Consider the following 24103-nt stretch of genomic DNA (forward strand, 5'->3'; position numbering starts at 1 on the left):
CCCGCGAAAGCGGGAACGACGAGGTTCGATTCAGATGACCAGATTGACCAGCCGATCGGGCACCACGATCACCTTCTTGGGGCTGGCACCGTCCAGGATACGAGCGACATTCGGGGCAGCGAGCGCCAACCTTTCCAGTTCGTCCCTGGGCGTTCCCTTGGCCACGGTGATGGTGTCGCGCAGCTTGCCCATGACCTGGCAGGCGATGGTGACTTCATCATCGACCAGCAGCGCGGGATCGACCGCCGGCCATGAAGCCTCGGCGATCAGGCCGGAACAGCCATTGTCCTGCCCCATCTGCGCCCAGCCTTCCTCGGCCAGATGCGGCGTCATCGGCGCGACCAGCAGCGCCAGCGTACGAATGGCCGTGGTGCGGCTGGCCGATGGCCTGGCCTTTTCGATCGCGTTCACCAGCTCGTAGATCTTGGCGACCGCCTTATTGAAGCCCAGCGATTCAATATCCTTCGCCACGCCGTCGATCGTCTGGTGCAGCTTGCGGTCCAGCGCCTTGTCCTGGCCTTCCGCCGCCGCATCGGCCTCAGCGAACAGCCGCCAGACACGGTTGACGAAACGCCAGCTGCCCTCGATGCCGCTGTCGGTCCAGGGCAGATCGCGCTCGGGCGGGCTGTCGGACAGCATGAACCAGCGCACCGCGTCCGCACCATATTGTTCGATGATGTCATCGGGATCGACGACATTTTTCTTGGACTTGGACATTTTTTCGACGCGGCCAACGGTAACGGGCGCGCCGCTTTCGATATGCGTATAGTCGTCGCCGGACTTCTTCACCTCGCCGGGCGACAGCCAGCTGCCATCGCCGGCCTTGTATGTTTCATGCGTCACCATGCCTTGGGTGAACAGCCCGATGAACGGCTCGGCAAAGCCCAGCTGCCCCATATGCTGGAGCGCGCGCGTCCAGAAGCGGGCGTAGAGAAGATGCAGGATCGCATGTTCGACGCCGCCAATATATTGGCCGACCGGCAGCCATTGCTCGACCGTGGCGCGATCGAACGGCCTGTCCTTTGGCTGGCTGGCAAAGCGAATGAAATACCAGCTGGAATCGGCGAAGGTGTCGAGCGTGTCCGTCTCACGCCGGGCGGGCTTGCCGCAGGCCGGGCAATCGACATGCTTCCAGGTCGGATGCCGGTCGAGCGGGTTGCCGGGAATGTCGAAGCTGACATCCTCTGGCAGCACGACCGGCAGCTGATCCTTGGGTACCGGGACCACGCCGCAGCCGTCGCAATGGATCACGGGGATCGGCGTGCCCCAGTAACGCTGGCGCGACACGCCCCAGTCGCGCAGGCGGAACACGGTCTTGCCCTCGCCCCAGCCTTCGCTCTCGGCGCGGGCGATGACGGCGGCCTTGGCCTCTTCCACCGCCATTCCATCAAGGAAGCGGCTGTTCACGAGGCGGCCGGGGCCGGTATAGGCCTCGTCATGAATGGGCTTGTCGGCCTCGCCCTCGGCGGCGACCACGCGCTCCACGGGAAGCATATATTTGCGAGCGAAGTCGAGGTCGCGCTGGTCATGGCCGGGCACGCCCATGACCGCGCCGGTGCCATAGTCCATCAGCACGAAATTGGCGATGAAGACGGGCAGCTGCCAGTCCGGGTCGAACGGATGAACCATCGACAGGCCGGTGTCGAAACCCAGCTTTTCGGCCGTCTCCAGCTCGGCCGCGGTGGTGCCGCCTTCTTTGCATTTCTCGATGAAGGCGGCGGCGTCCGCATTGTTGGCGGCGATCGCCTGCGCCACGGGATGGTCCGCCGCGATCGCGACGAAACTGGCGCCAAAGATGGTGTCCGGCCGGGTCGAATAGACCGCGATCCCCGCGCCCGCGTCCAGACCCTCCAGCGCTTCGCGTTCCGGGAAGGGTGCGAAGTCGAACCGGAATTGGAGCCCGACCGACTTACCGATCCAGTTTTCCTGCATGGTCCGCACCTTTTCGGGCCATTGGTCGAGGCTCTTCAGCCCGTCCAGCAGGTCGTCGGCGAACTGGGTGATCTTGAGGAACCACTGGTTGAGCTTGCGCTTTTCGACCGGCGCACCCGATCGCCAGCCCTTGCCGTCGATCACCTGTTCGTTCGCCAGCACGGTCATGTCGACCGGGTCCCAGTTGACCGACGATTCCTTGCGATAGACGAGGCCAGCCTCCAGCATGTCCAGGAACAGCGCCTGTTCATGGCCATAATAGTCCGGTTCGCAGGTGGCGAGTTCGCGGCTCCAGTCGATCGCGAAGCCCAGCTTTTTCAGCTGCGCGCGCATGTTGGCGATGTTGGAACGGGTCCAGTCGCCCGGATGCACCTTCTTTTCCATCGCGGCGTTTTCGGCCGGCATGCCAAAGGCGTCCCAGCCCATCGGATGCAGCACTTCATGCCCGGTCATCCGCCGGAACCGCGCCAGCACATCGCCCATCGAATAGTTGCGCACATGGCCGATATGGATGCGCCCCGATGGATAGGGAAACATCTCCAGCACATAGGATCGCGGCTTGGGCGAAGCATCGTTCGCGCGAAAGCTCTGCTTTTCGTCCCACACCGCCTGCCAGCGGGCGTCGGCCTCCAGCGGGTTGAAGCGCCTTTGCATCTCTAATCCTTACACATACGCGCGGGGCTGGGCCTGCGATGAAGCCCAGCCCCGGATGCTGAAAAACGGGCCGCGCCGCGCGGCCCCTGGAAATTGGGGTAGGGTCAGCCGATCGCCATGCGGCGCAGGTCGCGCGCCTTGGTGAGGATGATCTCCTCCAGCTTCTGCACCGTGGCGGCCTTGACCGGGGCATCGACCCAGGCGCCATTCTGGCTGACCTGGCGGCTGGCAGCGACGCGCACCGCATCGGCGCGCAGATCCTGATCCAGGATCGACACGGTCAGCTTCATCCGTTCACCGGGCGTATTGGGATCGATATACCAGTCGGTGACGACCACGCCGCCGTTCGAGTCGGTCTGCGCCAGCGGCATGAAGGACAAGGTGTCGAGCGTCGCGCGCCACAGATAGGCGTTGACGCCGATCGTCGTCACGCGAGAGGCGGCGAGATCCGCCTTGGGCCGGTCCTTGGAACCACCGCCGCACGCCGGGAGCGGCAGAAGCGCAGCCAGCAGCAGACCGGCGGAAACAGGGGCGGGAAGGCGACGGGCCATCAGGCATGTCCTAGCTTGAAAAGACGAAAATCAGCCCGCTTCTATAGTGTCCGCGCGCCATTGGGCAAGGGGCGCTGGATCAGTCCGTCCCGCGCGGGCGTTGACCGCGAAATTATTGCGCCGCCGGCACCTTCGACAAACATGTGGGTTTGGAGCAACAGCTTGGATAAAAAGCCGCCGGGCCTCTAGCCAGTGGCGGCTTTGTCGGTGTAATGCGTTAACAAATACAAGTTGGCGGGGACGAGATTCGGGTCATGCGCATGAACAGGGGATATTTAGCGGTAGCAGGATCGGCAATTGCCGTTGCCGGCTTCCTGCTGTCTCCCGCCATTGGCGCGGCGATGGATCTGGCGCCGCTGCGCCCCGATGCGCCGGTATCGCTGGGCGCGCTCGGCAGCATTTCCTCCTTCACCCCCACCACCAAGGATCCTCAGCTTGCTGCGGCTTACGCCAAGATCGCAGCATCCGCCAGCCGGCAGGGTTTCCGCTTCACGCCCACCAGCGGATCGCTGAGCGGCCAGCGTGAAATCACCATCATGGTCCGCGCGAGCGATCGCGGTGGCTCGGACAAGACCGAGACGCCCGTCGATATCAAGCCCATGGCCTTCAGCCTGAACGGCGCGCATAACTGGCGCAAATTCGCCCTGCCCGAATCGGTGGGCCGCAAGGCGCTTGACCCGGTGCCGGTCGAAACGATGGTTGATGCCAAGAATTTCTCCCTCGATGATGGCAAGAAGGACCGTTTCAGCACCAAGGTACTGATCGAAAGCCGTCGCGAACCGAGCGCCGCGCGCAACCCGGCGGCTGAGAAGGATTATTCGCTGGACCTCGCCAGTTCCTATTCGCTGACCCGTAACCTTAACGTAACGGCGGGCGTGCGCTACAACAATAATGTCGTGGGTCGTTTGACCCCCATGACCGACGACCGGCAGGATAGTCAGGCCGTCTATCTGGGCACCAGCTTCAAATTCTGACGGCTTGGCCGTGGATCGATTCGCGCCGGTGATCAATGCGCGGCACGGGTTTCCGCAACGCGGTATTGCGTGAATCTGAACCACGAACGGCCCCCAACCTGGTTGATCCCATCCATGGCTTGGCTATCAACGTAGTGATGCCCCCCCGCCTTCACCCTTGCCGATGATTCGCCGGCACTTCGGCACGTTTCGCGGACTGGTGCGGCTTGCCCTCTCCTATCCACAGATGTTTCTGGGCCTGTCCACGGGCAGGTCGTTCGATCCCGCCTGCGTGCGCCGGCTGGTCTTCGTCTGCCAGGGCAATATCTGCCGCAGCGCCTTTGCCGAGGCGGTAGCGCGTCGTGCCGGCCTGCGCGCGGTATCCGTGGGCCTTTCCACCACGCCCGGTCGCCCCGCTCATCCGCCCGCAATCGCGGCCGCGCACGCGCTTGGCCACGACCTCCACGCCCATCGCGCCACCGATCTTGCAGATTATCAGCCGCAGCCGGGCGACCTGCTGCTGGTGATGGAAGTGCGGCAACTGGCCCGGTTGGCCGCAGATCCGCGCCTGCGCGACGTGCCGCGCACATTGCTGGGCCGATGGACCCGACCGATGACGCCGCATCTGCACGACCCTTATGGGCTGGACGAGGAATATATGGCCCAGTGCCTGACCCGCATCGAAAGGGCGGTCGCCCGGATCGCTGTCAGCCTTCCCGGCGCACGGCTTTCCTGACTATCTGCGCCATGTCGCGCAGCCACGGCCGGAAGTCGTGCCAGGACCACACATAATAACGCGATCGCGGATCAAGAAATCCGATTAGATAGCCCGCCAGCTCCGCCAGCGGCCGCCGACGGAAATAGGGATCGTCGATCGTGCGCGAGCGCAGCAGAATGCGCCCCAGCCGCTTGGTTTCGGGCACCATGTACCGCGCGCGCAGATCGTCGCGGGGCGCCCGAGCCGGATCGGTCTGCCCCAGGACGACACGGCGATAGGCCTCCCAGGCGAAATGCGCGCCGCAATGCCAGGCAAGCGGTTGGCTGCCCCAGAAGCGGCCATTGACCTCCATCAGCCAATATCGATCATTGTCAGGATCATGACGATATTCGACCATTGCCTGACCCTCCCACCCAATGGCCCGCAGCAATTTTTCCGACAGCGCCATTTGCGCGTCATGGCGGTCCATCGGTTCTGCCCGGCAAAGCGTCGATACGCCACCTTCGGGCGGCCATTCATGCAGCCGCCGATGCTGAAAGCGCAGCGTGGCGCGGCCGCCCTGCATGTAGAGCATCTGCCCCAGGCCATGACCGGCGCAATATTGCTGGATCAGGGGCCAGCGGCCGATGGGTGCAAACCGATCCAGCAAGATACGCAGATCATCGGGGCCGTGCAGATAATCCGTCTTGCGCCACTCCAGGCCCACGGCCTCCAGCGCGGGCAAGATCGCCTGCGGGTTCGCCCATTTGGCGACTAGGGGATAGCGCATGTCCGCAAGGCGCGCGGCGAAATCCTCACCAGGCACGGGTTGCCACGTTTGCGGCGTAAGCAGGCCCGCCCCGGTTGCGGCCTCCAGCGTCTGCCGCTTGTCCAGCACACGCGCCAGGCGATCGAGCCGAGGCGCGAGAATATGACAATCGCCGATCATCGGCGGCATCGTCGCCAATTCCATCAGGTCGGATTCAGCGATCGCCAACACGGCCCGCGCGCCTGTCCGCGCGATAAGATCGGGCAGCCAGGATGCGATCAACCCGTCCGGGCGCCGGGTCCAGCCCCGGCAATGACGCGAGGCGACAGCGATGGCGGACGCATCACGCGCGACGCCATGCACAGGAACATCATGCTCCCCCAACTCTCGCGTGATCGTCAGGGCGATGGCATTTTCCATGCCAAGGAGGAGAACGCCGGGCAGCGCGCTCACGCAGGGATAAGCCGATGCTCGTAGCGCCACGTGGCCAGTGCCTGCGCCGCCATGCGCATTCCGGTGCGCAACCGGCTGGGCGGCACGCGATCCAGGGGACGTTCAGGCGCGTCGGCCAGCCCCGGTGAAAGATCGCGAAAGCCCATGCCGCGCACCCCCGGCAACCCAGCGGCTTCGCGGCACAGCTGTTCGAACCGGCGGATCACGGCCCCGTTCGGCCGCGCGCGATCGCGCGACAGCATTTCGAAACTATGGGTCACCACGACGAAGGCGTCATGACCGTTGCGAACGGCGTGACGCAGGCCGGCGCGCATCTCGTCCGCCGACATGGCGCAAATCTGCGCCGGTCGAAATCCGCCGGGACGGTCGATGATGCCTGAAACGGGCAATTCGGCCACGCCATGGATACGCTTTGCGCCAATCTGTCCATGATCTGCCGAAATGCGGCAGTCGCCGCCCAGATAGGCCGGGTTGACGCTGCTGTCCCAGTCGATGCCGACAGCCGCCAGTGCGCGCAGCGTATCGTCATTGGCCCCGAAATTGCCGGCGCGAAAGGCCGTGATCGGCGGCGCGCCGGCTTGCTCCAGATAGTCTTTGGCCAAACCGAGCAGCGTTACCTGATCGCCTAGCGAGAAATCGCCGATATTGCGCCCCTGACGCCCTTCGACAGGCGAGTCCCTGGCCCAGGCGAGCCATTCGGTGTGGATATGCAATTGCACCTCATGCCCGCGACCGACGATCTCACCGACGATCGGCGTAAGGAAGGCCGCGCCATGAACCAGCGCAGGCAGCGGGTCGAGGAAGAACACGCCTGTCAGCCCATGGCGATCCAGCACATCCATCTGCCAGCCAATGCCACAGGCCCGGCCACCTGTTTCGGCATGGATCGATCGTCGCAGATTTTCGTCGAGGCTCAGCCCGCGTTGCTGCAACAGGGCGGACAGCTCGGTATCGACGGTGATGAGCAACGCGGTCATGCGGTGATCCGGCCAGAGTGTCCTGCTCCTGTAAGCGCAATGCGTTAAGGAGCCGTATTATGTCCGGGATATGTCGGCATGCGCGCCGCTGCGCAATATGGAGGCCCGATTTTGTCAATCGAGCAGTGCGAACTCGCCATAGCTGCCTTGGAAGAAGAGCAGGGGCCGCTCGGGCCGCTCCACCTCCAGCGCGACTACGCGCCCCAGCACGATGTGGTGATCGCCCGCTTCATGCACCGCATCGAGCGTGCAATCGATCCAGGCGACGACATCGTCCAGGATCGGAGAGCCGTGGGCCGATACGCGATGGGCGATGCCGGCAAATTTATCGACTCCGGGCGCGGCGATCTGACGACATACCGGCAGCTGATCGCTGGCGAGGATATTGACGCAAAAGCGGCCGACCTTTTCAATGCGGGGCCAGCTACTCGACGTCTTGGCCGGGAAAAAGGCGACCAAGGGCGGATCGAGCGAGACGGAGGTGAAGGAACCGACCACCATGCCCACCGGCGCGCCATCCGCTTCGACGGCGGTCACGACGCACACACCGGTCGGGTAATGGCCGAGCACGCGACGAAAGGTCGCGCTGTCAAAACCGGTCATGCCCATGGCGTCACGCTCCCCATTGCTATTGTCGCGCCTTCCCTGTCGCGTCGAGACGCTCTGGCGCAAGCGAAAAGCGACAGAGAGCCGGTCAGAGCGCCACGCCGCCCGCCGCCAGCACCGCCAAAGTCAGCAATTCCGACGCGTTGGAGGACATGGTCGCGATCTGGACAGATTTTTCCATCCCCACCAGCAGCGGGCCGATCATCGAGGTGCCACCCAGTTCACGCAGCAGCTTGGCCGAGATGTTGGCGGAATGCAGGCCCGGCATGACCAGGACATTGGCGGGACCCGACAACCGGCTGAAGGGATAATTTTTCATCACCGCCGGATTGAGCGCCGCGTCAGGCGTCATTTCGCCCTCATATTCGAAATCGACCGCTCGTTCGTCCAGCAGCTTCACCGCGCCGCGAATATTGTCGAGGAAGCTGCCGGGCGGGTTTCCGAAATTGGCGTAGGACAGGAAAGCGACGCGCGGATCATGGCCCATGCGGCGCGCAACCGCGACTGTGCCCATGGCGATGTCGGCCAGTTCCGCCGCGCTCGGTCGCTCGTTCACCGTCGTGTCGGCCAGAAACACCGTCTTGTCCTTCGCCACCATGACATGGATGCCAAAGGGCGTGCGGCCGGCCGCCGGGTCCATAACCCGCTTTACCTCCCGCAGGGTCTGGGCATAGGGCCGGGTCATGCCGGTCAGCATCGCGTCGGCAACGCCCATCTTCACCAGCAAGGTGCCGAAGATATTGCGATCGCGGTTCACCATCCGCTCGCAGTCGCGGCGCAGATAGCCCCGGCGCTGAAGCCGCGCATAGAGCATGTCGACCATATCGGGCACCAATGGCGAATTGACGCTGTTATGCAGTTCAAAGCTCTCGGGATCGCGCACGCCCAGCGCGCGCAACTTGTCCACCACGTCGCCGCGCCCGACCAGGACGGGGACGCCATAGCCCAGTTCGCGAAACTGGATCGCGGCGCGCAGCACCACCTCCTCCTCCGCTTCGGCAAAGACCACGCGTTTGGGATTGGCCTTGGCGATTTCATAGGCGCTGTTCAGCACCGATGTCGTGGGATTGAGCCGCGCCTTTAGGGACTGGCGATAGGCGCCTAGATCCTCGATCGGTCGCTGCGCCATGCCGGTTTCCATCGCCGCTTGAGCGACAGCGGCCGGCACCACTTCCATCAGGCGCGGATCGAACGGGGCAGGAATGATATAATCGGGCCCGAAACTGTGCGACCGGCCATAGGCCTTGGCCACTTCCTCAGGCACGCGTTCGCGCGCCAGTTCGGCGATCGCCTTGGCCGCCGCCAGCTTCATCGCCTCATTGATGCCGGTAGCCCGCACGTCCAGTGCCCCGCGAAAGATGAAGGGGAAACCCAGGACATTGTTGACCTGATTGGGGAAATCGGACCGCCCGGTCGCGACGATCGCGTCCGGCCGCACCGCCTTGGCATCGGGAGGCAGGATTTCTGGGTCGGGATTGGCCATGGCGAAGATGATCGGCTTGTCCGCCATGGACGCTACCATTTCCGGACTCATCGCGCCGGCAACCGAAAGGCCCAGGAACACATCCGCGCCCTTCACGGCTTCGGCCAGAGTGCGTGCGTCGGTCCTGACCGCATGGGCCGATTTCCACTGGTTCATGCCTTCGCTGCGGCCCTGGTAGATCACGCCCTTGCTGTCGCACATGATGACATTGTCGTGCGGCACGCCCAGCGCCTTTATGAGTTCGGTGCAGCTGATCGATGCGGCCCCGGCTCCATTCACCACCACCTTCATGGTCTTCATGTCGCGGCCCGTCAGCAGTGCGGCATTGAGTACGCCCGCAGCGGCGATGATCGCGGTGCCATGCTGGTCGTCGTGGAAGACGGGAATATTCATCCGCTCCTTCAGCGTCGTTTCTATAACGAAGCATTCGGGCGCCTTGATATCCTCCAGGTTGATGCCGCCAAAGCTCGGCTCCATCAGCTCGACCGCATCGATGAAGCGGTCGACATCCTCGGTCTTCAGTTCGATGTCGATCGAATCGACATCGGCAAAGCGCTTGAACAGCACCGCCTTGCCTTCCATCACCGGCTTGGAGGCGAGCGCGCCCAGATTGCCAAGGCCAAGAATTGCGGTGCCATTGGAGATGACTGCAACCAAATTGCCCTTGGCGGTATAGTCGTAGGCAGTTGCGGGGTCGGCCGCGATGGCGCGGACCGGAACGGCGACGCCGGGGGAATAAGCAAGGGAAAGGTCGCGTTGCGTCGCCATTGGCTTGGACGCGATGATCTCGATCTTTCCAGGCCGCCCAGTCGCGTGGAAGAACAGCGCCTCGCGTTCGGAAAATTCCACATTGGATCGGTCGGACATCATAGGCTCCCAACTATTGGAACTTTTGGAAAGATGAACAGGCCCTAGCGGTGCGCCTATCTTGTGGGCAAGTGCGAGATACGCAATTTTCCCGCACCTTTCGCGACGCTCTGGTTTCAGGCCGGCGTTCGGGCTATCGGCTGCGCCATGGCGAAATCCAGCGACACGACCGCCCAGCCCACGCCGATGATGGCCCAATATCTGGCGCTCAAGGCACAGGCGCAGGACTGCCTGCTCTTCTACCGGATGGGCGACTTCTTCGAACTTTTCTTTGACGACGCAAAACTGGCCGCCGCGACGCTGGACATAGCGCTCACCAGCCGCGGCGATCATGAGGGCGCACCGACCCCGATGTGTGGTGTTCCAGTGCACAGCGCTGAATCCTATCTCGCGCGGTTGATCAAGGGCGGCCACCGTGTCGCCATCGCCGAACAGACCGAAACCCCTGCGCAGGCCAAGGCGCGCGGGAGCAAGGCGCTGGTGGCGCGCGACATCGTTCGCTATGTCACCGCCGGCACGCTGACCGAAGAAACGCTGCTCGACGCGCGGCGCGACAATATGCTGGTGGCGCTGGCGCAGGTGGGGGGCGAGACGTCGGGCGAAGTCGGCATCGCCGCCGCCGATATATCGACTGGCCGGTTTGAGACATTGACCTGCCCCATCGTCGACCTGCCCGCCGAGTTGGCCCGGTTGCGGCCGAGCGAAACCGTGCTGGCGGACGGCGCGACGATGGATGTTCCGGGCGCCATAGCCTTTGACCGCGCCGCCTTTTCCAGCAGCCGGGCGCAAGCTGCGCTCAAGCGGCTGTTCGGCGTGGCAACGCTGGATGGCTTTGGCCAATTCGGCCGTGCCGAACTTGCCGCCATGGGCGGGCTGGTCGCCTATCTCGATCATGCCGGAAAGGGCACACTGCCTTTCCTTGCGCCCCCGATGCGCAAGGCGAGCGGCGCACATATCGCGATTGACGCGGCCACGCGGGAAAGCCTGGAGATCGTCGCCACCACCGCCGGCACGCGCGCAGGCAGCCTGCTCGCCGCCATCGACCGGACAGTCACGGGCGCGGGCGCGCGACTGCTGGCGCAGGATATTTCCGCGCCCCTGATGGACCTGTCCGCCATCGAGGCGCGGCTGGGCCTGGTGCAGATGTTCCATGATGATGCGGGCCTGCGCGATCAAGTGCGCGGCGCCCTGCGCGCCCTGCCCGACATTGGCCGCGCGCTGGGGCGCGTCGCGGTCGGCCGGGGCAGCCCCCGCGACCTGGGCCAGTTGCGCGATGGTCTTGGCGAAGCCCGGATGCTGCGCGAACGGCTGGGCCGTCTGCCCGACCAGCCGCCGCTGCTGCAACAATTGCTCCCTGCGCTCGACGGCCATGGACAGATGGTGGACGCCTTAGCGCGCGCGCTCATCCCTGCGCCGCCAACCGAAACCGCCAATGGCGGCTATATCGCCGATGGCTATGACGCGGCGCTGGACGAACTGCGCCGCATAGCCGGGGACGGCCGCCGCGCCATCGCCGCGCTGGAGGCGAAATATCGCGAGCAAACCGGCATCGGCGCGCTCAAGATCCGGCACAATGGCGTGCTCGGCTATCATGTGGAGGTCCCCGCCCGCGCCGCCGACGCGCTGATGGCGCCCGACAGCGGCTTTACCCATCGCCAGACGCTGGCCGGCGTGGTGCGTTTCAATTCGGTGGACCTGCATGAGGAAGCCGGGCGCGTCGCCCAGGCCGGCGCGCATGCGCTGGTCGCCGAAGCCGCGCATCTGGAGGACCTCACCAACGCCGTACTCGATCGCAAGGCCGATATTGCCCGCGCGGCCGATGCGCTCGCTCGGCTCGACGTCGCCGCTGCGCTGGCCGAGCGTGCGGCGGAGGGGGGATGGCAGCGGCCCCATTTCGTCGCTGCCGATGGAGTCGGTGGTCATGGGGGGCAATGTCTCGACATCGTCGGCGGGCGCCACCCGGTCGTGGAGGATGCGCTGCGTAAGGAAGGCCAGCCCTTCGTCGCCAATGATTGCCGGCTTGGCGAAAGCGATAGGCTGTGGCTGGTCACAGGCCCCAATATGGGGGGCAAATCGACCTTCCTGCGGCAAAATGCGCTGATCGTGATATTGGCGCAGGCGGGTGGCTATGTCCCCGCCCAGTCGGCGACGATGACATTGGTCGACCGCTTGTTCAGCCGTGTTGGCGCATCGGACAATCTCGCCAAGGGCCGGTCCACCTTCATGGTCGAAATGGTGGAGACCGCCGCGATCCTGGCGCAGGCATCCGAGCGGAGTTTCGTCATTCTGGATGAAGTCGGGCGCGGCACATCGACCTATGACGGGCTAGCGCTGGCCTGGGCCGTGGTGGAGGCGGTGCATGAGGTCAACCAGTGCCGCTGCCTCTTCGCCACTCATTATCACGAATTGACGCGGCTGGCGGAAACTCTCCCCTCGCTCTCGCTGCACCATGTCCGCGCCCGTGAGTGGAAGGGCGACCTCGTCCTGCTGCACGAACTTGCGCAGGGGCCGGCCGACCGCAGCTATGGCCTGGCGGTTGCGCGGCTCGCCGGCCTGCCGCCCGCGGTGCTCAAGCGGGCAAAGGATGTTCTCGCGCGGCTGGAAGCAGGCAAGGCGAAGACCGGCGGCATTGCGGCGGGCCTTGACGACCTGCCCCTGTTCGCAGCGGCCGCGGCGCAGGAGGATGAGCCGGTCGACCCGTTGCGCGAGGCGATCGAAGCAATCGATGCGGATGCCCTGTCTCCGCGTGAAGCGCTCGATCACATCTATCGATTGAAACAACTGGTCGTGCAGGAGCAGCACGACTAGATAGCGCAGCATGGTCATGCAGTTTCCCGCCTTAGGATCGCGTCGCGCGATCATCGACCGGCGCGCCATTTCCGATCGGATCAACGCCCTGGCGCTGGAGCACCGCGGCGATCCCATGCGGCTGCGCGGCCTGATCGTGCAGGAACTCAAAGATGCGCTCGACCATGGCCGGGCGGATGTCGCGCGCCGATTGGAGGAGCGGCCGACGCGTGGACGCGAAACGGTGAGCGCCTTTGCCTTCCTGATCGACCAGATTCTGCGCTTGCTCTATGACGCGACGACGCATCACCTCTATCCAGCCGGCAATCGCAGCACGGGCGAGCGGATCGCGCTGATCGCCGTGGGCGGCTATGGCCGGGGCGAAATGGCGCCGCACAGCGATGTCGATATCGGCTTCATCACCCCCTGGAAACCGACCGGCTGGACCGAGCAGGTGATCGAATCTATGCTCTATTCGCTCTGGGACCTCGGCTTGAAGGTCGGGCATAGCAGCCGGTCGGTCGATGAGACGATCCGCATGGCCAAAAGCGACCTGACGGTCCGCACCGCCCTGTTGGAAGCGCGCTATATCTGGGGCGACCGCTCGCTTTATGAGGAAAGTTCGACCCGGTTCGACGCCGAAGTGATGCAGGGCAATGCCCGCGCCTTCGTCACCGAAAAGCTGGAGGAACGCGACGAACGGCACCGGCGCATGGGCGACAGCCGCTATGTCGTCGAACCCAATGTCAAGGAAGGCAAGGGCGGGCTGCGCGACCTCCACACCCTCTTCTGGATCGGCAAATATGTAAATCGCGTCCGCTCGGTCGCGGAACTGGTCGACGTGGGTTTGCTGACGCAAGCGGAACTGCGCCAGTTCCAGAAGGCGGAGGATTTCCTCTGGGCGGTTCGCTGCCATCTCCACAGCATTACCGGCCGAGCCGAGGATCGGCTGACCTTCGACCTGCAACTGGAAACCGCGACCCGGATGCACTTCACCGGCCGCGCCGGTCGGTCGGGCGTGGAGCGCTTCATGCGCTATTATTTCCTGAACGCCAAAACGGTCGGCGACCTGACCGCCGTCTTTCTGGCGCATCTCGACGACCAGCTTGGCCCCAAGGGTCGACGCTATATCCCCAGCCTGTTCCGCCGGCCCAAGAAGCTGGAAGGGTTCGTGCTGGATCGCGGGCGATTGAGCCTGCCGAGCGACGATTTTTTCCAGGCGGACCCGGTGCGTTTGCTGGAGATATTCGCGCTGGCGGACAAGCACGGGCTTCAGATTCACCCCAGCGCCATGCGCGCCGCCAGCCGCGATGCTGGCCTTATCACCAACAAGGTGCGCAAGGACGCGCGCGCCAACGGCTTTTTCATGGACGTGCTGACGTCGCCCCGCGATCCCGAAACGGTGCTGCGCTGGATGAATGAATCGACGGTTTTTGGTCGCTTCATCCCCGACTTTCGCCGCGTCGTCGCGCAAATGCAGTTCGACATGTATCATCATTACACAGTCGATGAACATACGATCCGCGCTGTCGGCCTACTCGCGCGCATCGAAAAGGGAGAGCTTGGCACCGACCACCCGCTCGCTACCGACCTGATGGGCAAATTGCTGTCGCGCCGCGTCCTCTATGTCGCGGTGCTGCTGCATGACATTGCCAAGGGTCGGGGCGGCGACCACAGCATATTGGGCGCGGACATCGCCGACACGCTCTGCCCGCGCCTTGGCCTGACGGCGGCGGAGACAGAGACCGTATCCTGGCTGGTGCGCTATCATCTGCTCATGTCGGCCACCGCCTTCAAGCGCGATCTCGCCGACTATAAGACCATCCTCGATTTCGTGGAGGTCGTGCAAAGCGCCGAGCGGCTGCGCCTGCTGCTATGCCTGACCGTCGTCGATATTCGCGCGGTGGGGCCGGGCGTATGGAACAGTTGGAAACGGCAACTGCTCGGCGATCTCTACGAATCGGCAGAGGAGGTGCTTCGCCTTGGCCACAAACAGAAGGGCCGTAGCGAACGGGTCGCCGCGAAACAGGATATGCTGCGCCAGACATTGGGCATGAGCGAGGAGACTTTCGACGCGCTCAGCAGCCGCCTGCCCGAATCCTACTGGATCGCGGAGCCTGAAGACATCCTGATCCATAACGTCCAGCATATCCTGGAATCGGGCGATTCGCCGCTGTCGATCGCCGCGCAATATTATCCGCAACGCGGCGCGACGCTGGTCACGGTCTATGCAGCCGACCATCCGGGTCTTTTCTATCGTGTCGCGGGCGCCATCCATCTGGCTGGCGGCAATATCATCGACGCGCGCATCCATACGACGCGCGACGGCGTCGCCATCGACAATTTCCTGGTACAGGACCCGCTCGGCGGCGCGTTTCACAGCCCCGAGCAGTTGAAGCGCATTCGCAGCGCGATCGAGGATTCCCTTTCGAACCGACACCGCCTCATTACCAAATTGGCGGCGCGCCCCCTGCCCCGCACCCGCGCCGAGGCGTTTCGCATCGAACCCAATGTGCTGATCGACAACAAGGCGTCGAACCGCTTCACCGTGATCGAGGTCAATGCCCGCGATCGCCCAGCGCTGCTGTTCAGCCTCGCCAACGCGCTGTTCCAGTCGAAAGTCACCGTCCACAGCGCTCATGTCGCCACCTATGGCGAGCGCGCGGTCGACACCTTCTACATCACCGACCTGATCGGCGGAAAGATCGAGAGCAAGGCGCGGCTCCAGACGCTTGAGCGCCGGTTGCTGGCTGCGGCCGGTGGCGAGGTGGGCGAGGCGCTGCAACGGGCATAAGGGCCCAACGGCAAAGCGGAAGATCGTTAGCGCCGGATGTCCATCCTATCGCCGGGCCGCAACAGCGGCAGCAGGCGCAGCATGTCTGACCGTTCCACCGCCACGCATCCGGCGGTCGGCCGGCCTTCCGACAGGTGGAAGAAAATGGCGCTCCCCTGCCCTGCGACGGGCGGCGCGTCATTATGGCCCAGCACCATGATGACATCATAGGCATCGTCGCTGCGGATCAGGCTCTCTGCGGAAAAGGCGCGGGGCAACCGGACAGGACGATTATAGGCGGGGTCCGCACTATCGTCGGACCAGCCGTCGCTTTTGCGGATCCAGCGCCAGGGCAGATGGATATCGCTCGACTCCACCCTGCCCTGCCGCAGCAACACGCCCCGGATCGGCCAAAGTCCGACCGGCGTGCACCCATCCCCTTCCCGCTTGTCGGCCGCTGGGCGGGCGCCGCCTCGCCCGATCGTGCAGTCCATCGCCAGTTCGCCGAAGGTAAGCCGCCCTGCGGCGCAATCGACGCGGATTACGCTCATAGCTGGTGGCCGGTCCGGTCCCGCTTGGTCGCCAGATAGCGTTCGTTGTGCGGATTGGTCGGCAGGATGATCGGCAGGCGTTCGGTTACTGTGATTCCCGCCGCCTCCAGTCCCGTTACCTTTTTGGGATTATTGGTCAGCAATCGCACCGCACCCACATTCAGCAGGTCGAGCATCCGCGCCGCGACCGAAAAGTCGCGCGCATCGATGGCAAAGCCCAGCCGCACATTGGCGTCGACCGTATCGAACCCCTGATCCTGCATCGCATAGGCGCGAAGCTTGTTGACCAGACCGATGCCACGCCCTTCCTGCCGCAGATAGAGCAAGATGCCCCATGGCGCGTCCGCGATCCTGTGCAGCGCCTCATGCAATTGTGGCCCGCAATCGCATTTCAGGCTGCCCAGCGCATCGCCGGTCAGGCATTCGCTGTGCAGGCGGACGACCGGAGGCGAACTGTCGCGTTTGCCGACGATCAGCGCGACATGCTCGCGCGGCTCGTCCGGACTGCGGAAGGCGACGATCTCCGCCGTCTCGCTCGCCGAGACCGGCAGACGCGCGCGTGTCGCGATGGCCAGATGGATGGCGTCGTCATAGGCGGCGATATCATCAGCGCTTGCTTCCGCCTCCGCATCGCCGTCAGCAGCGCTCACAAAATAGGCCGGCAAAATACCTGCAAGCCGCGCCAGCCGAAGCGCCGCCTGGGCGGCATGGGGGCTGACGAGCGGCCGCGCCCGGAAAGGTCCCTTGAGCGGCGAGCCCAGATCCAGCACGGGATCGGCGATGCTGGTCGCGACGTCGGCGTCGATCCAGAGCGTGCGTGCGATCAGCACTGGGCGTTCGGGGTCGGCGGCCGCCAGCTGGTTGGCGAGGTTGAGCGTCTCGGCGCGGGCGGCGGAGATCAAAATGTCGGCTTTGGCGTCGGGATCGAAGTCGGCCAGCGTCACGGCGTCCGCACCCTCAATCGCCATCAGCCGGATCGCGCCATCGTCCGCGACCAGCCGCACCGGCCAGCCCCGGCGCAGCGCGTCGATCGCGCGCGCGGCGTTGCGCCCTACGCTGCCTGCCATCAGAAGGCGAAGTCCGTGATGATCGGAATATGATCCGACGGCTTGATCCAGCTGCGCGCCGGTTCGATCACGCGATGGCCGACGGCTTTTTCCGCGACGTCGCGGGTCATCCACATATGGTCCAACCGCCGCCCGCGATCCGACGCCGCCCAATCCTTCGCCCGATAGCTCCACCAGGTGTAGAGCCGGGCGGGTGCAGGATGGAAATGGCGGCCGATATCGACCCAGTCGTTCGACGCCTGCAACCGGCCCAATATCTCGCACTCGATCGGGGTATGGCTGACCACGTCAAGCAACTGGCGATGGCTCCACACATCGCATTCCAGCGGCGCGATGTTGAAATCGCCGGTCAGGATGGTGGGCTTGTCCTCCAGAGCGGCCGACCATTCGATCATCCGCTGCAGAAAATCCAGCTTCTGGCCGAATTTGGGATTCACAGTGCGATCGGGCACATCGCCGCCGGCGGGCACATAGACATTTTCGATCCGCACGCCATTGTCCAGTCGCACGCCGACATGGCGCGCCTCGCCATTGGCCTGCCAGTCCAGCCGGTCATCCTCATGGATCGGCACCTTGCTCAGGATCGCGACGCCATGATGCATGCGCTGGCCGTTCAACACCTGATGGACATAGCCCAGCCGCCGGAACATCTCGGTGGGGAAAGTCTCATTCACCACCTTGGTTTCCTGAAGGCACAGGATGTCGGGCGTTTCCTCTCGCAGCAATTGTTCGACGATGTCGATGCGGGCGCGAACGCTGTTGATGTTCCAGGAACAGATGGAAAGGGTTTGGGCCATGACGATGCCCTAAAAGGCCGCGGGTCGTTGCGCAAGCAGCGGACTTCGGCGCTTATGCCGGACAATGTAAGACCCCCGCTCCGGGGGCGTGGAACGGGGGTCTCGATCGCGCCCTTGAAGCGCTTCGCGGCGAAAGATGGGGACCGGGTAACAGGGGGGAAATCCCGGTTTTGCCTTCCGCCGTGAAATGCTGATTAGCGCTGCCGATATGAGCGGCAGATGAACAGATTGAAAAGTTTTTCCATCCACCGCGCCCGATGCTCCGGTCAGCCGCCGGCCGACCTGCCGCGCGGGCGCGGATCGGTCCAGCGAAAGGCGGAATCCTCCACCGGCGCGCCATAGCGTTGGTTGGTCAGGCGCACGGCGGTGCGGTTATTCTGCGAATCGAGGGCTACCCAGCCATAAAGTTGAAGGCCAGCCGGGCTGGCCGCGTCACGCTTGAAAATCATGGTGATGGTGCCGAATTCCGGCCGCTTGGGATCGCGCGCCTGCACCGACAGGATCGAGGGATCATCGGTCGGGATCACCTTGCCGAATTTCGACAGGTCCTTGCTCGGATCAATCAGCGCACCCAGCGGCGAATTTCCGATCGGCCAGCGCTGCACCTGCCGCACTTCATAGTCGATGACGGTCAGCGCCTTGCCATCGCCCACGATCAGCAAAGGAACGCCCTTCTGATATTGAAAGCGGATCTTGCCAGGTTGCTTCAGCGTCAGCTTGCCGGTCAGCGTCTGACCATTCCGGTCGGTCTGGCTGAAATCAGCGGTCATGGTCGTGACCGCGCGGATATAGGCATTGACCCGCGACAGGTCGGCATCGCCCTGCTGCGCGGCGGCCGGCAGGGTCGGCACGACCAGCGGCGCAGCGGCAAGGGCCAGCATAAGGGGCGCAACGATGCGCTTCATGGCGTCTAACTCCGGTTCGTTCCTATGGCCTTATGGCCTAGTAGGCGCGGCTTGAACCCGCTGTGAACCCGCTCGTTCCGAAACTGCAAGGATTTCTGCAAGCCAAATTTCCGCCGCTCCAATGGCGGAAAAAAAGGGCCGGTCCGAAGACCAGCCCTGAAAGTTTTTAGGAGAGGATGCCTGAAAGGCCTTTTCCCTATGCCTTTACGCGCGCCTGCGTTCAAATGCGAAGCATTCGATGACGATTGCACGCCCTGCAACCGCCTCAGATGGGATTGCCATTTTCGTCGCGCAGCACTTCGCGGCGGCCGACATGGTTGGGCGGGCCGACCAGCCCTTCCTCCTCCATCCGCTCGATCAGGCGCGCCGCGCTGTTGTAGCCAACGCGCAATTGCCGCTGGAGCCAGCTGGTCGAGGCCTTCTGATTTTCGAACACCAGCTGACACGCCTTGCGGAACAGCTGTGCGTCGGGGCTGTCATCGCCCAGATCGACGCCATCAAGCGCGAAGCTGCCTTCCTCCGGCTCCTCGGTGACGGCGGAGATATAGTCTGGCTGGCCCTGCGCGCGCCAATGGTCGGCGACCATGCGCACTTCGTCATCTGACACGAAGGGACCATGGACGCGGGTCAGCCCCTTACCGCCATGCATATAGAGCATGTCGCCCTTGCCCAGCAGCTGTTCAGCGCCCTGTTCGCCCAGGATCGTGCGGCTGTCGATCTTGGAGGTGACGAAGAAACTGATGCGGGTCGGCAGGTTCGCCTTGATGACGCCGGTGATGACGTCGACCGAGGGGCGCTGCGTTGCAAGAATGAGGTGGATACCCGCCGCCCGCGCCTTCTGCGCCAGTCGCTGGATCAGGAATTCGACCTCCTTGCCCGCCGTCATCATGAGGTCGGCCAACTCGTCCACCACCACCACGATCTGCGGCAGCGGCTGGAAATCGAGCTGTTCCTCCTCATAGATCGGCTTGCCGGTTTCGGGATCATAGCCGGTCTGGACGCGGCGGCCAAGCGGCTTGCCCTTCGCCTTGGCGGCGCGCACCTTCTCATTATAGTTGGCAAGGTTGCGCACGGAGATTGACGCCATCATACGATAGCGATCCTCCATCTGCTCGACAGCCCATTTCAAGGCACGGATGGCCTTGTTGGGTTCGGTCACGACCGGCGAAAGGAGATGTGGGATGTCGTCATAGGTCGACAGTTCCAGCATCTTTGGGTCGATCATGATCAGGCGCAACTGATCGGGTGTCATGCGATAGAGCAACGACAGGATCATCGCGTTCAAGCCCACCGACTTGCCCGACCCGGTCGTCCCCGCGATCAGCAGGTGCGGCATGGGCGCCAGGTCCGCGATGATCGGCTCGCCCGAGATATTCTTGCCCAGGATGATGGGCAAAGTCGCTTCCTGCCCGAATTGCTCGCTGGTGATGAGTTCGCGGAAGGACACGCCCTCGCGATTGGCATTGGGCAGTTCGATGCCGATGACGGTGCGTCCGGGAATCGTGGCCACGCGAGCCGACAGCGCCGACATGTTGCGCGCGATATCGTCCGCCAGCGCGATGACGCGGCTCGCCTTGATGCCGGGCGCGGGCTCCAGTTCATACATGGTGACGACCGGGCCGGGCCGCACTTCGGTGATGTTGCCCTTAACATGGAAGTCGTCGAGCACGGATTCGAGCAGGCGAGCGTTGCGCTCCAGCGCAGCCTTGTCGATCTTGCCGCCCTGATTGGCAGGAATGGGGTTGAGCAAATCGGGCGACGGCAGCGAACTGTTGCCAAACAGATCGTCCTGGCTGACGGGAGCCATGGCGCGCTGCACCGGCGCCGGCTTGGGCGCCTGGATCGTGATCGGCGGTTTGGGTTCATTCGACACCTGCCGGCGCGGCGCGATGATCCGCTCATCCTCCTCATCCTGCGACACGGGTTCGTCGGCGGCCGGGCTTCCCGCCAGCGCAAGCCTGGGACGCGGCAGGTTCAGCCTCGGCAACGCAGGGCGGCGCAGCGCGATGATCGGCTTTTCCAGCGCCAGGCTGCGATAGCAGGTGAACAGGCCGACGATCAGTGCCAGGACGATCAAGCCGCCCTTGATCCACGGCGCGGCGGCGGGAGCCTGCACCAGCAGGCTGCCAATCCCCTTGGCCGTCACCAGGCCGATCACCCCGCCCCAGCCGGCGGGCAGGCCGACCAGCGGGTCGGTCTGGAACAATGCCAAGGCGATTCCGACCAGAATGATGCCGAAAAGGCATTTGCCAAACTGGCCCTTCCACCCCGCCATGTCCTGATCGCCCCAGAGGCGACGAGCGGTGACCGCCATCAGCGGCAGGATCAAGGCTACCGGCACACCCAGCAGCCAGAGCAGGAAATCGGCCGCCCAAGCTCCGGGCGAGGCCATGATGTTGGCGACATGATCGCCGGCCACCGTGTTCATCGACGGGTCACTCGGCGCATAGCTGAGCAGCGCCAGTGCCAGGAACAAGGTTCCCAGCATCAGCGCGATCGCGCCGATCAGCGCGCCGCTGCGTATCAGGCTGCGCTTGAGCATTTCACGCCATTCCGGCGTGCGTTTGACGGTGCGGCCGACGGCCATAACTTACCCATGTCCCCCAAATGTTCCGTTTCGGCACAATGCGCCGAGCGGGGAGTCCGCGTCAAGTCCGCGCCCCGTCGATCTACCGTAACGATCCGTGGTCTAGGGCTGGAGCGCGGCCAAGCGGACGAGCGCCTGCCCATCGACCCGCTGCACTGTCCATTCGTCCATCGCACGCGCGCCCAAGGCTCGATAGAAAGCGATGGACGGTTCATTCCAGTCGAGCACCGACCATTCCAACCGCGCGCAGTCGCGTTCCATCGCGAGCGCTGCAAGGCGGGACAGGAGCGCTTTGCCCGCGCCCAGCCCGCGTGCCTCCGGCAGCACGAACAGGTCCTCCAGATACAGGCCGGGTCGTCCTTCGAAGGTCGAGAAATTATGGAAGAACAGGGCAAAGCCCACCGCCGACCCGTCCGCCTCCGCAATCAGTACCTCAGCCATCGGGCGGGGTCCGAACAAATAGCGGCCAAGCGTTTCGCGATCGGCCTTCACCTCATGCGCCAGCCGTTCATAATCGGCGAGCGCGCGAATGAAGGCCTGTATCGTATCGATGTCTTCGGCCTGTGCCGCGCGAATGATGATGGCGCTCATGCCGTTCCTGCCTCCACATGGGCGATTGCCGCCCGTTTCGAGCGCGCCGCGATAAGGCAGCCGGCAATGATCAGCAAGGCGCCCGCCAGCGTCGGTATGGTCAAGGGTTCGCCAAATACCAGCCAGCCGATGATCGCGGCCCAGATGAACGCGCTATATTCCACCGGGATCAGGCGCTGTGCCTCCGCCCGCGCATAGGCCCAGGCCAGCGCCGCGAGCGAGGTAAAGGCCAGGGTCGCGGCAAGGACTATCAGCGGGACAGCATCCAGCGATGGCACGATCAGCCAGAATGGCGCCGCCAGCGTGAATACGCCCAGCATGATGAGATGCTGGAAAAAGGCGACCTCGATCGGGGAGGCGAGCTGCGCCTGCCTGCGCTGGATGATAAGGTTCCACGCGAAGAGGACCGCCGAGCCCAATACCGCCAGCGCCCCGATCAGCGCATCGGGTTCATAGCGCCCCTGCAACCGGCCCGACAGGATGACCGCGACCCCAATCAGACCCAGGAGCGATGCGCCGATCGCGCGCCGCCCGACACTTTCCTTAAGCAGCCATGCAGCCAGATACAGGGCGATCAACGGCGCGATGAAGGACAGGGCGATCGCCTCGGCCAGCGGCAGGCGCAGGATGGCCCAGAAGAACAACGCCGCCATGGCGGCGACGACGACGCCGCGCAGCAGATGGATCCGCAGCACTGCCGCGCCGGGCCAACGCTGCCGCGTTCCCAGCATCAATATAAGACCAAGTATGGTCCCCGCGAGCGCCCGCCAGAAAAGGGCATTGTAGAGACCTATCTCCAGCCCCAGCCCCTTCATCGTTGCGTCCATCACTGAAAACAGCGCGACGCCCAGGCAGCAGACGGCAAAGGGGGCCGCGACGCCACGCGGCGAGGCGTCCATGGTCGCGCGCTGCCTATTCCGCCGCTTCGATCTTGCCGGCGTCGGTGCTTTCGGCCTCCAGCTTCGCCGCCTCGATCTCGGCTGCCTTGGCCTCCACCAGGCGAACGATATGGTCGACCATATCGGCGTCCTGAACCGTATGATCGGTAACACCCGACAGATAGACCATATGCTTGCCCGCGCCGCCGCCGGTCAGGCCGATGTCGGTTTCACGCGCTTCACCCGGGCCGTTGACGACGCAGCCCAGGACCGAGAGCGACAAGGGCGTGTGGATATGCTGGAGCCTCTCCTCCAGCGCCTGCACCGTGCGGATCACGTCAAATCCCTGCCGCGCGCAGGATGGGCAGGAAATCACCTTGACCCCGCGGGTACGGATACCGAGCGACTTTAATATCTCGTAGCCGACCCGCACTTCCTCTTCCGGTTCGGCGGACAGGGACACGCGGATGGTGTCGCCGATGCCGGCCCAGAGCAGATTGCCGATGCCGATCGCGCTCTTGACCGTGCCGCCGATCAGCCCACCCGCTTCGGTAATGCCCAGATGCAACGGACAATCGACCGCCTCGGCCAGCTGCATATAGGCGGCGACGGCAAGGAACACGTCGCTCGCCTTCACCGCGACCTTATAGTCGTGGAAATCCTGATCCTGAAGCAGCTTGATATGGTCGAGCGCGCTTTCGACCAATGCCTCGGGGCAGGGCTCGCCATATTTTTCCAGCAGGTCTTTTTCAAGGGAGCCAGCGTTGACGCCGATGCGGATAGAGCAGCCATTCGCCTTGGCCGCATCCACCACTTCCTTGACCCGCGCTTCGCTGCCGATGTTGCCGGGGTTGATGCGCAGGCACGCCGCACCCGCGTCCGCCGCCTCCAGCGCACGCTTATAATGAAAATGGATGTCCGCAACGATCGGCACGCGGGCGGCGCGGACGATCTGCTTCAAGGCGGCGGTCGATGCCTCGTCAGGGCAGGACACGCGGATGATATCCACGCCCACCTCCTCGCAGCGGCGAATCTGGTCGATCGTCGCCTTGACGTCGTGCGTGGGCGTGTTGGTCATCGTCTGGACGCTGACCGGCGCATCGCCCCCCACGGGAACATTGCCGACCATGATCTGCCGGCATTGGCGGCGGGCGATATCGCGCCAGGGACGCAGGCCGGGATTATGGTCAGACATGAAAAAGGGGCTCCGTGGTTACGAAGCCCC

At 64.2% G+C, this 24103-nt stretch carries 18 protein-coding genes; 4 read left to right on the plus strand and 14 right to left on the minus strand.

The genetic code is table 11. The features are described 5' to 3' along the window. Nucleotides 1-30: 30 nt before the first annotated feature. Nucleotides 31-2586: a leucine--tRNA ligase gene (gene leuS, locus SKA58_RS14895; protein WP_009823293.1), complete on the minus strand. Its 2556-nt coding sequence runs from the start codon at nucleotides 2584-2586 to the stop codon at nucleotides 31-33. A 104-nt stretch (nucleotides 2587-2690) separates the two neighbouring features. Further along, nucleotides 2691-3137, minus strand: coding sequence for a DUF3576 domain-containing protein (locus SKA58_RS14900; RefSeq protein WP_009823294.1), 447 nt, complete (start codon nucleotides 3135-3137; stop codon nucleotides 2691-2693). A 254-nt stretch (nucleotides 3138-3391) separates the two neighbouring features. Between SKA58_RS14900 and SKA58_RS14905 the strand changes: the two genes are divergently transcribed. Next, entirely contained in the window at nucleotides 3392-4111 is a 720-nt protein-coding gene (locus tag SKA58_RS14905) for a hypothetical protein (protein ID WP_009823295.1), read from the plus strand. A 163-nt stretch (nucleotides 4112-4274) separates the two neighbouring features. Further along, the gene (locus SKA58_RS14910; protein WP_009823296.1) at nucleotides 4275-4826 is read left to right on the plus strand and encodes an arsenate reductase/protein-tyrosine-phosphatase family protein; all 552 of its coding nucleotides are present in this window, start codon (nucleotides 4275-4277) and stop codon (nucleotides 4824-4826) included. Here SKA58_RS14910 and SKA58_RS14915 read toward each other — a convergent pair. From SKA58_RS14915 to SKA58_RS14930, 4 genes are all read right to left on the minus strand, one after another. Then, nucleotides 4798-6009: a carboxylate--amine ligase gene (locus tag SKA58_RS14915; RefSeq protein ID WP_009823297.1), complete on the minus strand. Its 1212-nt coding sequence runs from the start codon at nucleotides 6007-6009 to the stop codon at nucleotides 4798-4800. The two genes, SKA58_RS14910 and SKA58_RS14915, sit on opposite strands and share 29 nt — an antisense overlap. Continuing rightward, the gene (locus tag SKA58_RS14920; RefSeq protein ID WP_009823298.1) at nucleotides 6006-6986 is read right to left on the minus strand and encodes a polysaccharide deacetylase family protein; all 981 of its coding nucleotides are present in this window, start codon (nucleotides 6984-6986) and stop codon (nucleotides 6006-6008) included. Before SKA58_RS14920 ends, SKA58_RS14915 begins: the two co-directional genes overlap by 4 nt. Before the next feature lie 114 nt (nucleotides 6987-7100). Continuing rightward, a complete protein-coding gene (locus tag SKA58_RS14925) occupies nucleotides 7101-7595 on the minus strand; it encodes a flavin reductase family protein (RefSeq protein ID WP_037543272.1) in 495 nt (164 codons plus the stop codon). An 85-nt stretch (nucleotides 7596-7680) separates the two neighbouring features. Continuing rightward, on the minus strand, nucleotides 7681-9942 hold the full coding sequence (locus tag SKA58_RS14930; protein ID WP_037543698.1) for an NADP-dependent malic enzyme: 2262 nt from the start codon (nucleotides 9940-9942) through the stop codon (nucleotides 7681-7683). 147 nt (nucleotides 9943-10089) lie between these two features. On the opposite strand from SKA58_RS14930, the gene mutS reads away from it, so the two are divergent. Beyond that, nucleotides 10090-12750: a DNA mismatch repair protein MutS gene (gene mutS / locus SKA58_RS14935; protein ID WP_037543700.1), complete on the plus strand. Its 2661-nt coding sequence runs from the start codon at nucleotides 10090-10092 to the stop codon at nucleotides 12748-12750. A 10-nt stretch (nucleotides 12751-12760) separates the two neighbouring features. Then, nucleotides 12761-15523, plus strand: coding sequence for a [protein-PII] uridylyltransferase (locus SKA58_RS14940; RefSeq protein ID WP_009823302.1), 2763 nt, complete (start codon nucleotides 12761-12763; stop codon nucleotides 15521-15523). A 26-nt stretch (nucleotides 15524-15549) separates the two neighbouring features. Here the strand turns inward: SKA58_RS14940 and SKA58_RS14945 are convergent, their stop codons facing one another. The 8 genes from SKA58_RS14945 to ispG all read right to left on the minus strand — a co-directional run bounded on the left by SKA58_RS14945 (nucleotide 15550) and on the right by ispG (nucleotide 24073). Next, complete coding sequence (locus tag SKA58_RS14945) at nucleotides 15550-16053, minus strand: L,D-transpeptidase family protein (RefSeq protein WP_009823303.1); 504 nt, start codon at nucleotides 16051-16053, stop codon at nucleotides 15550-15552. Beyond that, nucleotides 16050-17120, minus strand: coding sequence for a GTP cyclohydrolase II (gene ribA / locus SKA58_RS14950; RefSeq protein WP_009823304.1), 1071 nt, complete (start codon nucleotides 17118-17120; stop codon nucleotides 16050-16052). Before ribA ends, SKA58_RS14945 begins: the two co-directional genes overlap by 4 nt. Beyond that, nucleotides 17120-17917 (minus strand): exodeoxyribonuclease III, encoded by a 798-nt coding sequence (locus SKA58_RS14955; RefSeq protein ID WP_009823305.1) that lies wholly within the window; start codon nucleotides 17915-17917, stop codon nucleotides 17120-17122. The genes ribA and SKA58_RS14955 overlap by 1 nt, the downstream gene beginning before the upstream one ends. A gap of 266 nt (nucleotides 17918-18183) precedes the next feature. After that, the gene (locus SKA58_RS14960) at nucleotides 18184-18822 is read right to left on the minus strand and encodes a LolA family protein (protein ID WP_009823306.1); all 639 of its coding nucleotides are present in this window, start codon (nucleotides 18820-18822) and stop codon (nucleotides 18184-18186) included. Between the two features lie 265 nt (nucleotides 18823-19087). Further along, nucleotides 19088-21409 (minus strand): DNA translocase FtsK, encoded by a 2322-nt coding sequence (locus tag SKA58_RS14965; RefSeq protein WP_009823307.1) that lies wholly within the window; start codon nucleotides 21407-21409, stop codon nucleotides 19088-19090. 102 nt (nucleotides 21410-21511) lie between these two features. Beyond that, the gene (locus SKA58_RS14970; protein WP_009823308.1) at nucleotides 21512-22000 is read right to left on the minus strand and encodes a GNAT family N-acetyltransferase; all 489 of its coding nucleotides are present in this window, start codon (nucleotides 21998-22000) and stop codon (nucleotides 21512-21514) included. Further along, entirely contained in the window at nucleotides 21997-22899 is a 903-nt protein-coding gene (locus SKA58_RS14975; protein ID WP_009823309.1) for a DMT family transporter, read from the minus strand. The genes SKA58_RS14970 and SKA58_RS14975 overlap by 4 nt, the downstream gene beginning before the upstream one ends. A 13-nt stretch (nucleotides 22900-22912) precedes the next feature. Beyond that, nucleotides 22913-24073 (minus strand): flavodoxin-dependent (E)-4-hydroxy-3-methylbut-2-enyl-diphosphate synthase, encoded by a 1161-nt coding sequence (gene ispG / locus SKA58_RS14980; protein ID WP_009823310.1) that lies wholly within the window; start codon nucleotides 24071-24073, stop codon nucleotides 22913-22915. Between the last annotated feature and the right edge of the window lie 30 nt (nucleotides 24074-24103).

It is taken from the genome of Sphingomonas sp. SKA58, from assembly GCF_000153545.1.
In the GTDB taxonomy this organism is placed as follows: Bacteria; Pseudomonadota; Alphaproteobacteria; order Sphingomonadales; family Sphingomonadaceae; genus Sphingobium; species Sphingobium soli.

Coding starts and splice junctions, on each gene's coding strand:
- ispG (WP_009823310.1), bottom strand. CDS start 24,073: ATGTCTGACCATAATCCCGGCCTGCGTCCCTGGCGCGATATCGCCCGC.
- SKA58_RS14965 (WP_009823307.1), bottom strand. CDS start 21,409: ATGGCCGTCGGCCGCACCGTCAAACGCACGCCGGAATGGCGTGAAATG.
- SKA58_RS14905 (WP_009823295.1), top strand. CDS start 3,392: ATGCGCATGAACAGGGGATATTTAGCGGTAGCAGGATCGGCAATTGCC.
- leuS (WP_009823293.1), bottom strand. CDS start 2,586: ATGCAAAGGCGCTTCAACCCGCTGGAGGCCGACGCCCGCTGGCAGGCG.
- SKA58_RS14940 (WP_009823302.1), top strand. CDS start 12,761: ATGGTCATGCAGTTTCCCGCCTTAGGATCGCGTCGCGCGATCATCGAC.
- SKA58_RS14920 (WP_009823298.1), bottom strand. CDS start 6,986: ATGACCGCGTTGCTCATCACCGTCGATACCGAGCTGTCCGCCCTGTTG.
- SKA58_RS14955 (WP_009823305.1), bottom strand. CDS start 17,917: ATGGCCCAAACCCTTTCCATCTGTTCCTGGAACATCAACAGCGTTCGC.
- SKA58_RS14910 (WP_009823296.1), top strand. CDS start 4,275: ATGATTCGCCGGCACTTCGGCACGTTTCGCGGACTGGTGCGGCTTGCC.
- SKA58_RS14975 (WP_009823309.1), bottom strand. CDS start 22,899: ATGGACGCCTCGCCGCGTGGCGTCGCGGCCCCCTTTGCCGTCTGCTGC.
- mutS (WP_037543700.1), top strand. CDS start 10,090: ATGGCGAAATCCAGCGACACGACCGCCCAGCCCACGCCGATGATGGCC.
- ribA (WP_009823304.1), bottom strand. CDS start 17,120: ATGGCAGGCAGCGTAGGGCGCAACGCCGCGCGCGCGATCGACGCGCTG.
- SKA58_RS14930 (WP_037543698.1), bottom strand. CDS start 9,942: ATGTCCGACCGATCCAATGTGGAATTTTCCGAACGCGAGGCGCTGTTC.
- SKA58_RS14925 (WP_037543272.1), bottom strand. CDS start 7,595: ATGGGCATGACCGGTTTTGACAGCGCGACCTTTCGTCGCGTGCTCGGC.
- SKA58_RS14900 (WP_009823294.1), bottom strand. CDS start 3,137: ATGGCCCGTCGCCTTCCCGCCCCTGTTTCCGCCGGTCTGCTGCTGGCT.
- SKA58_RS14960 (WP_009823306.1), bottom strand. CDS start 18,822: ATGAAGCGCATCGTTGCGCCCCTTATGCTGGCCCTTGCCGCTGCGCCG.
- SKA58_RS14970 (WP_009823308.1), bottom strand. CDS start 22,000: ATGAGCGCCATCATCATTCGCGCGGCACAGGCCGAAGACATCGATACG.
- SKA58_RS14945 (WP_009823303.1), bottom strand. CDS start 16,053: ATGAGCGTAATCCGCGTCGATTGCGCCGCAGGGCGGCTTACCTTCGGC.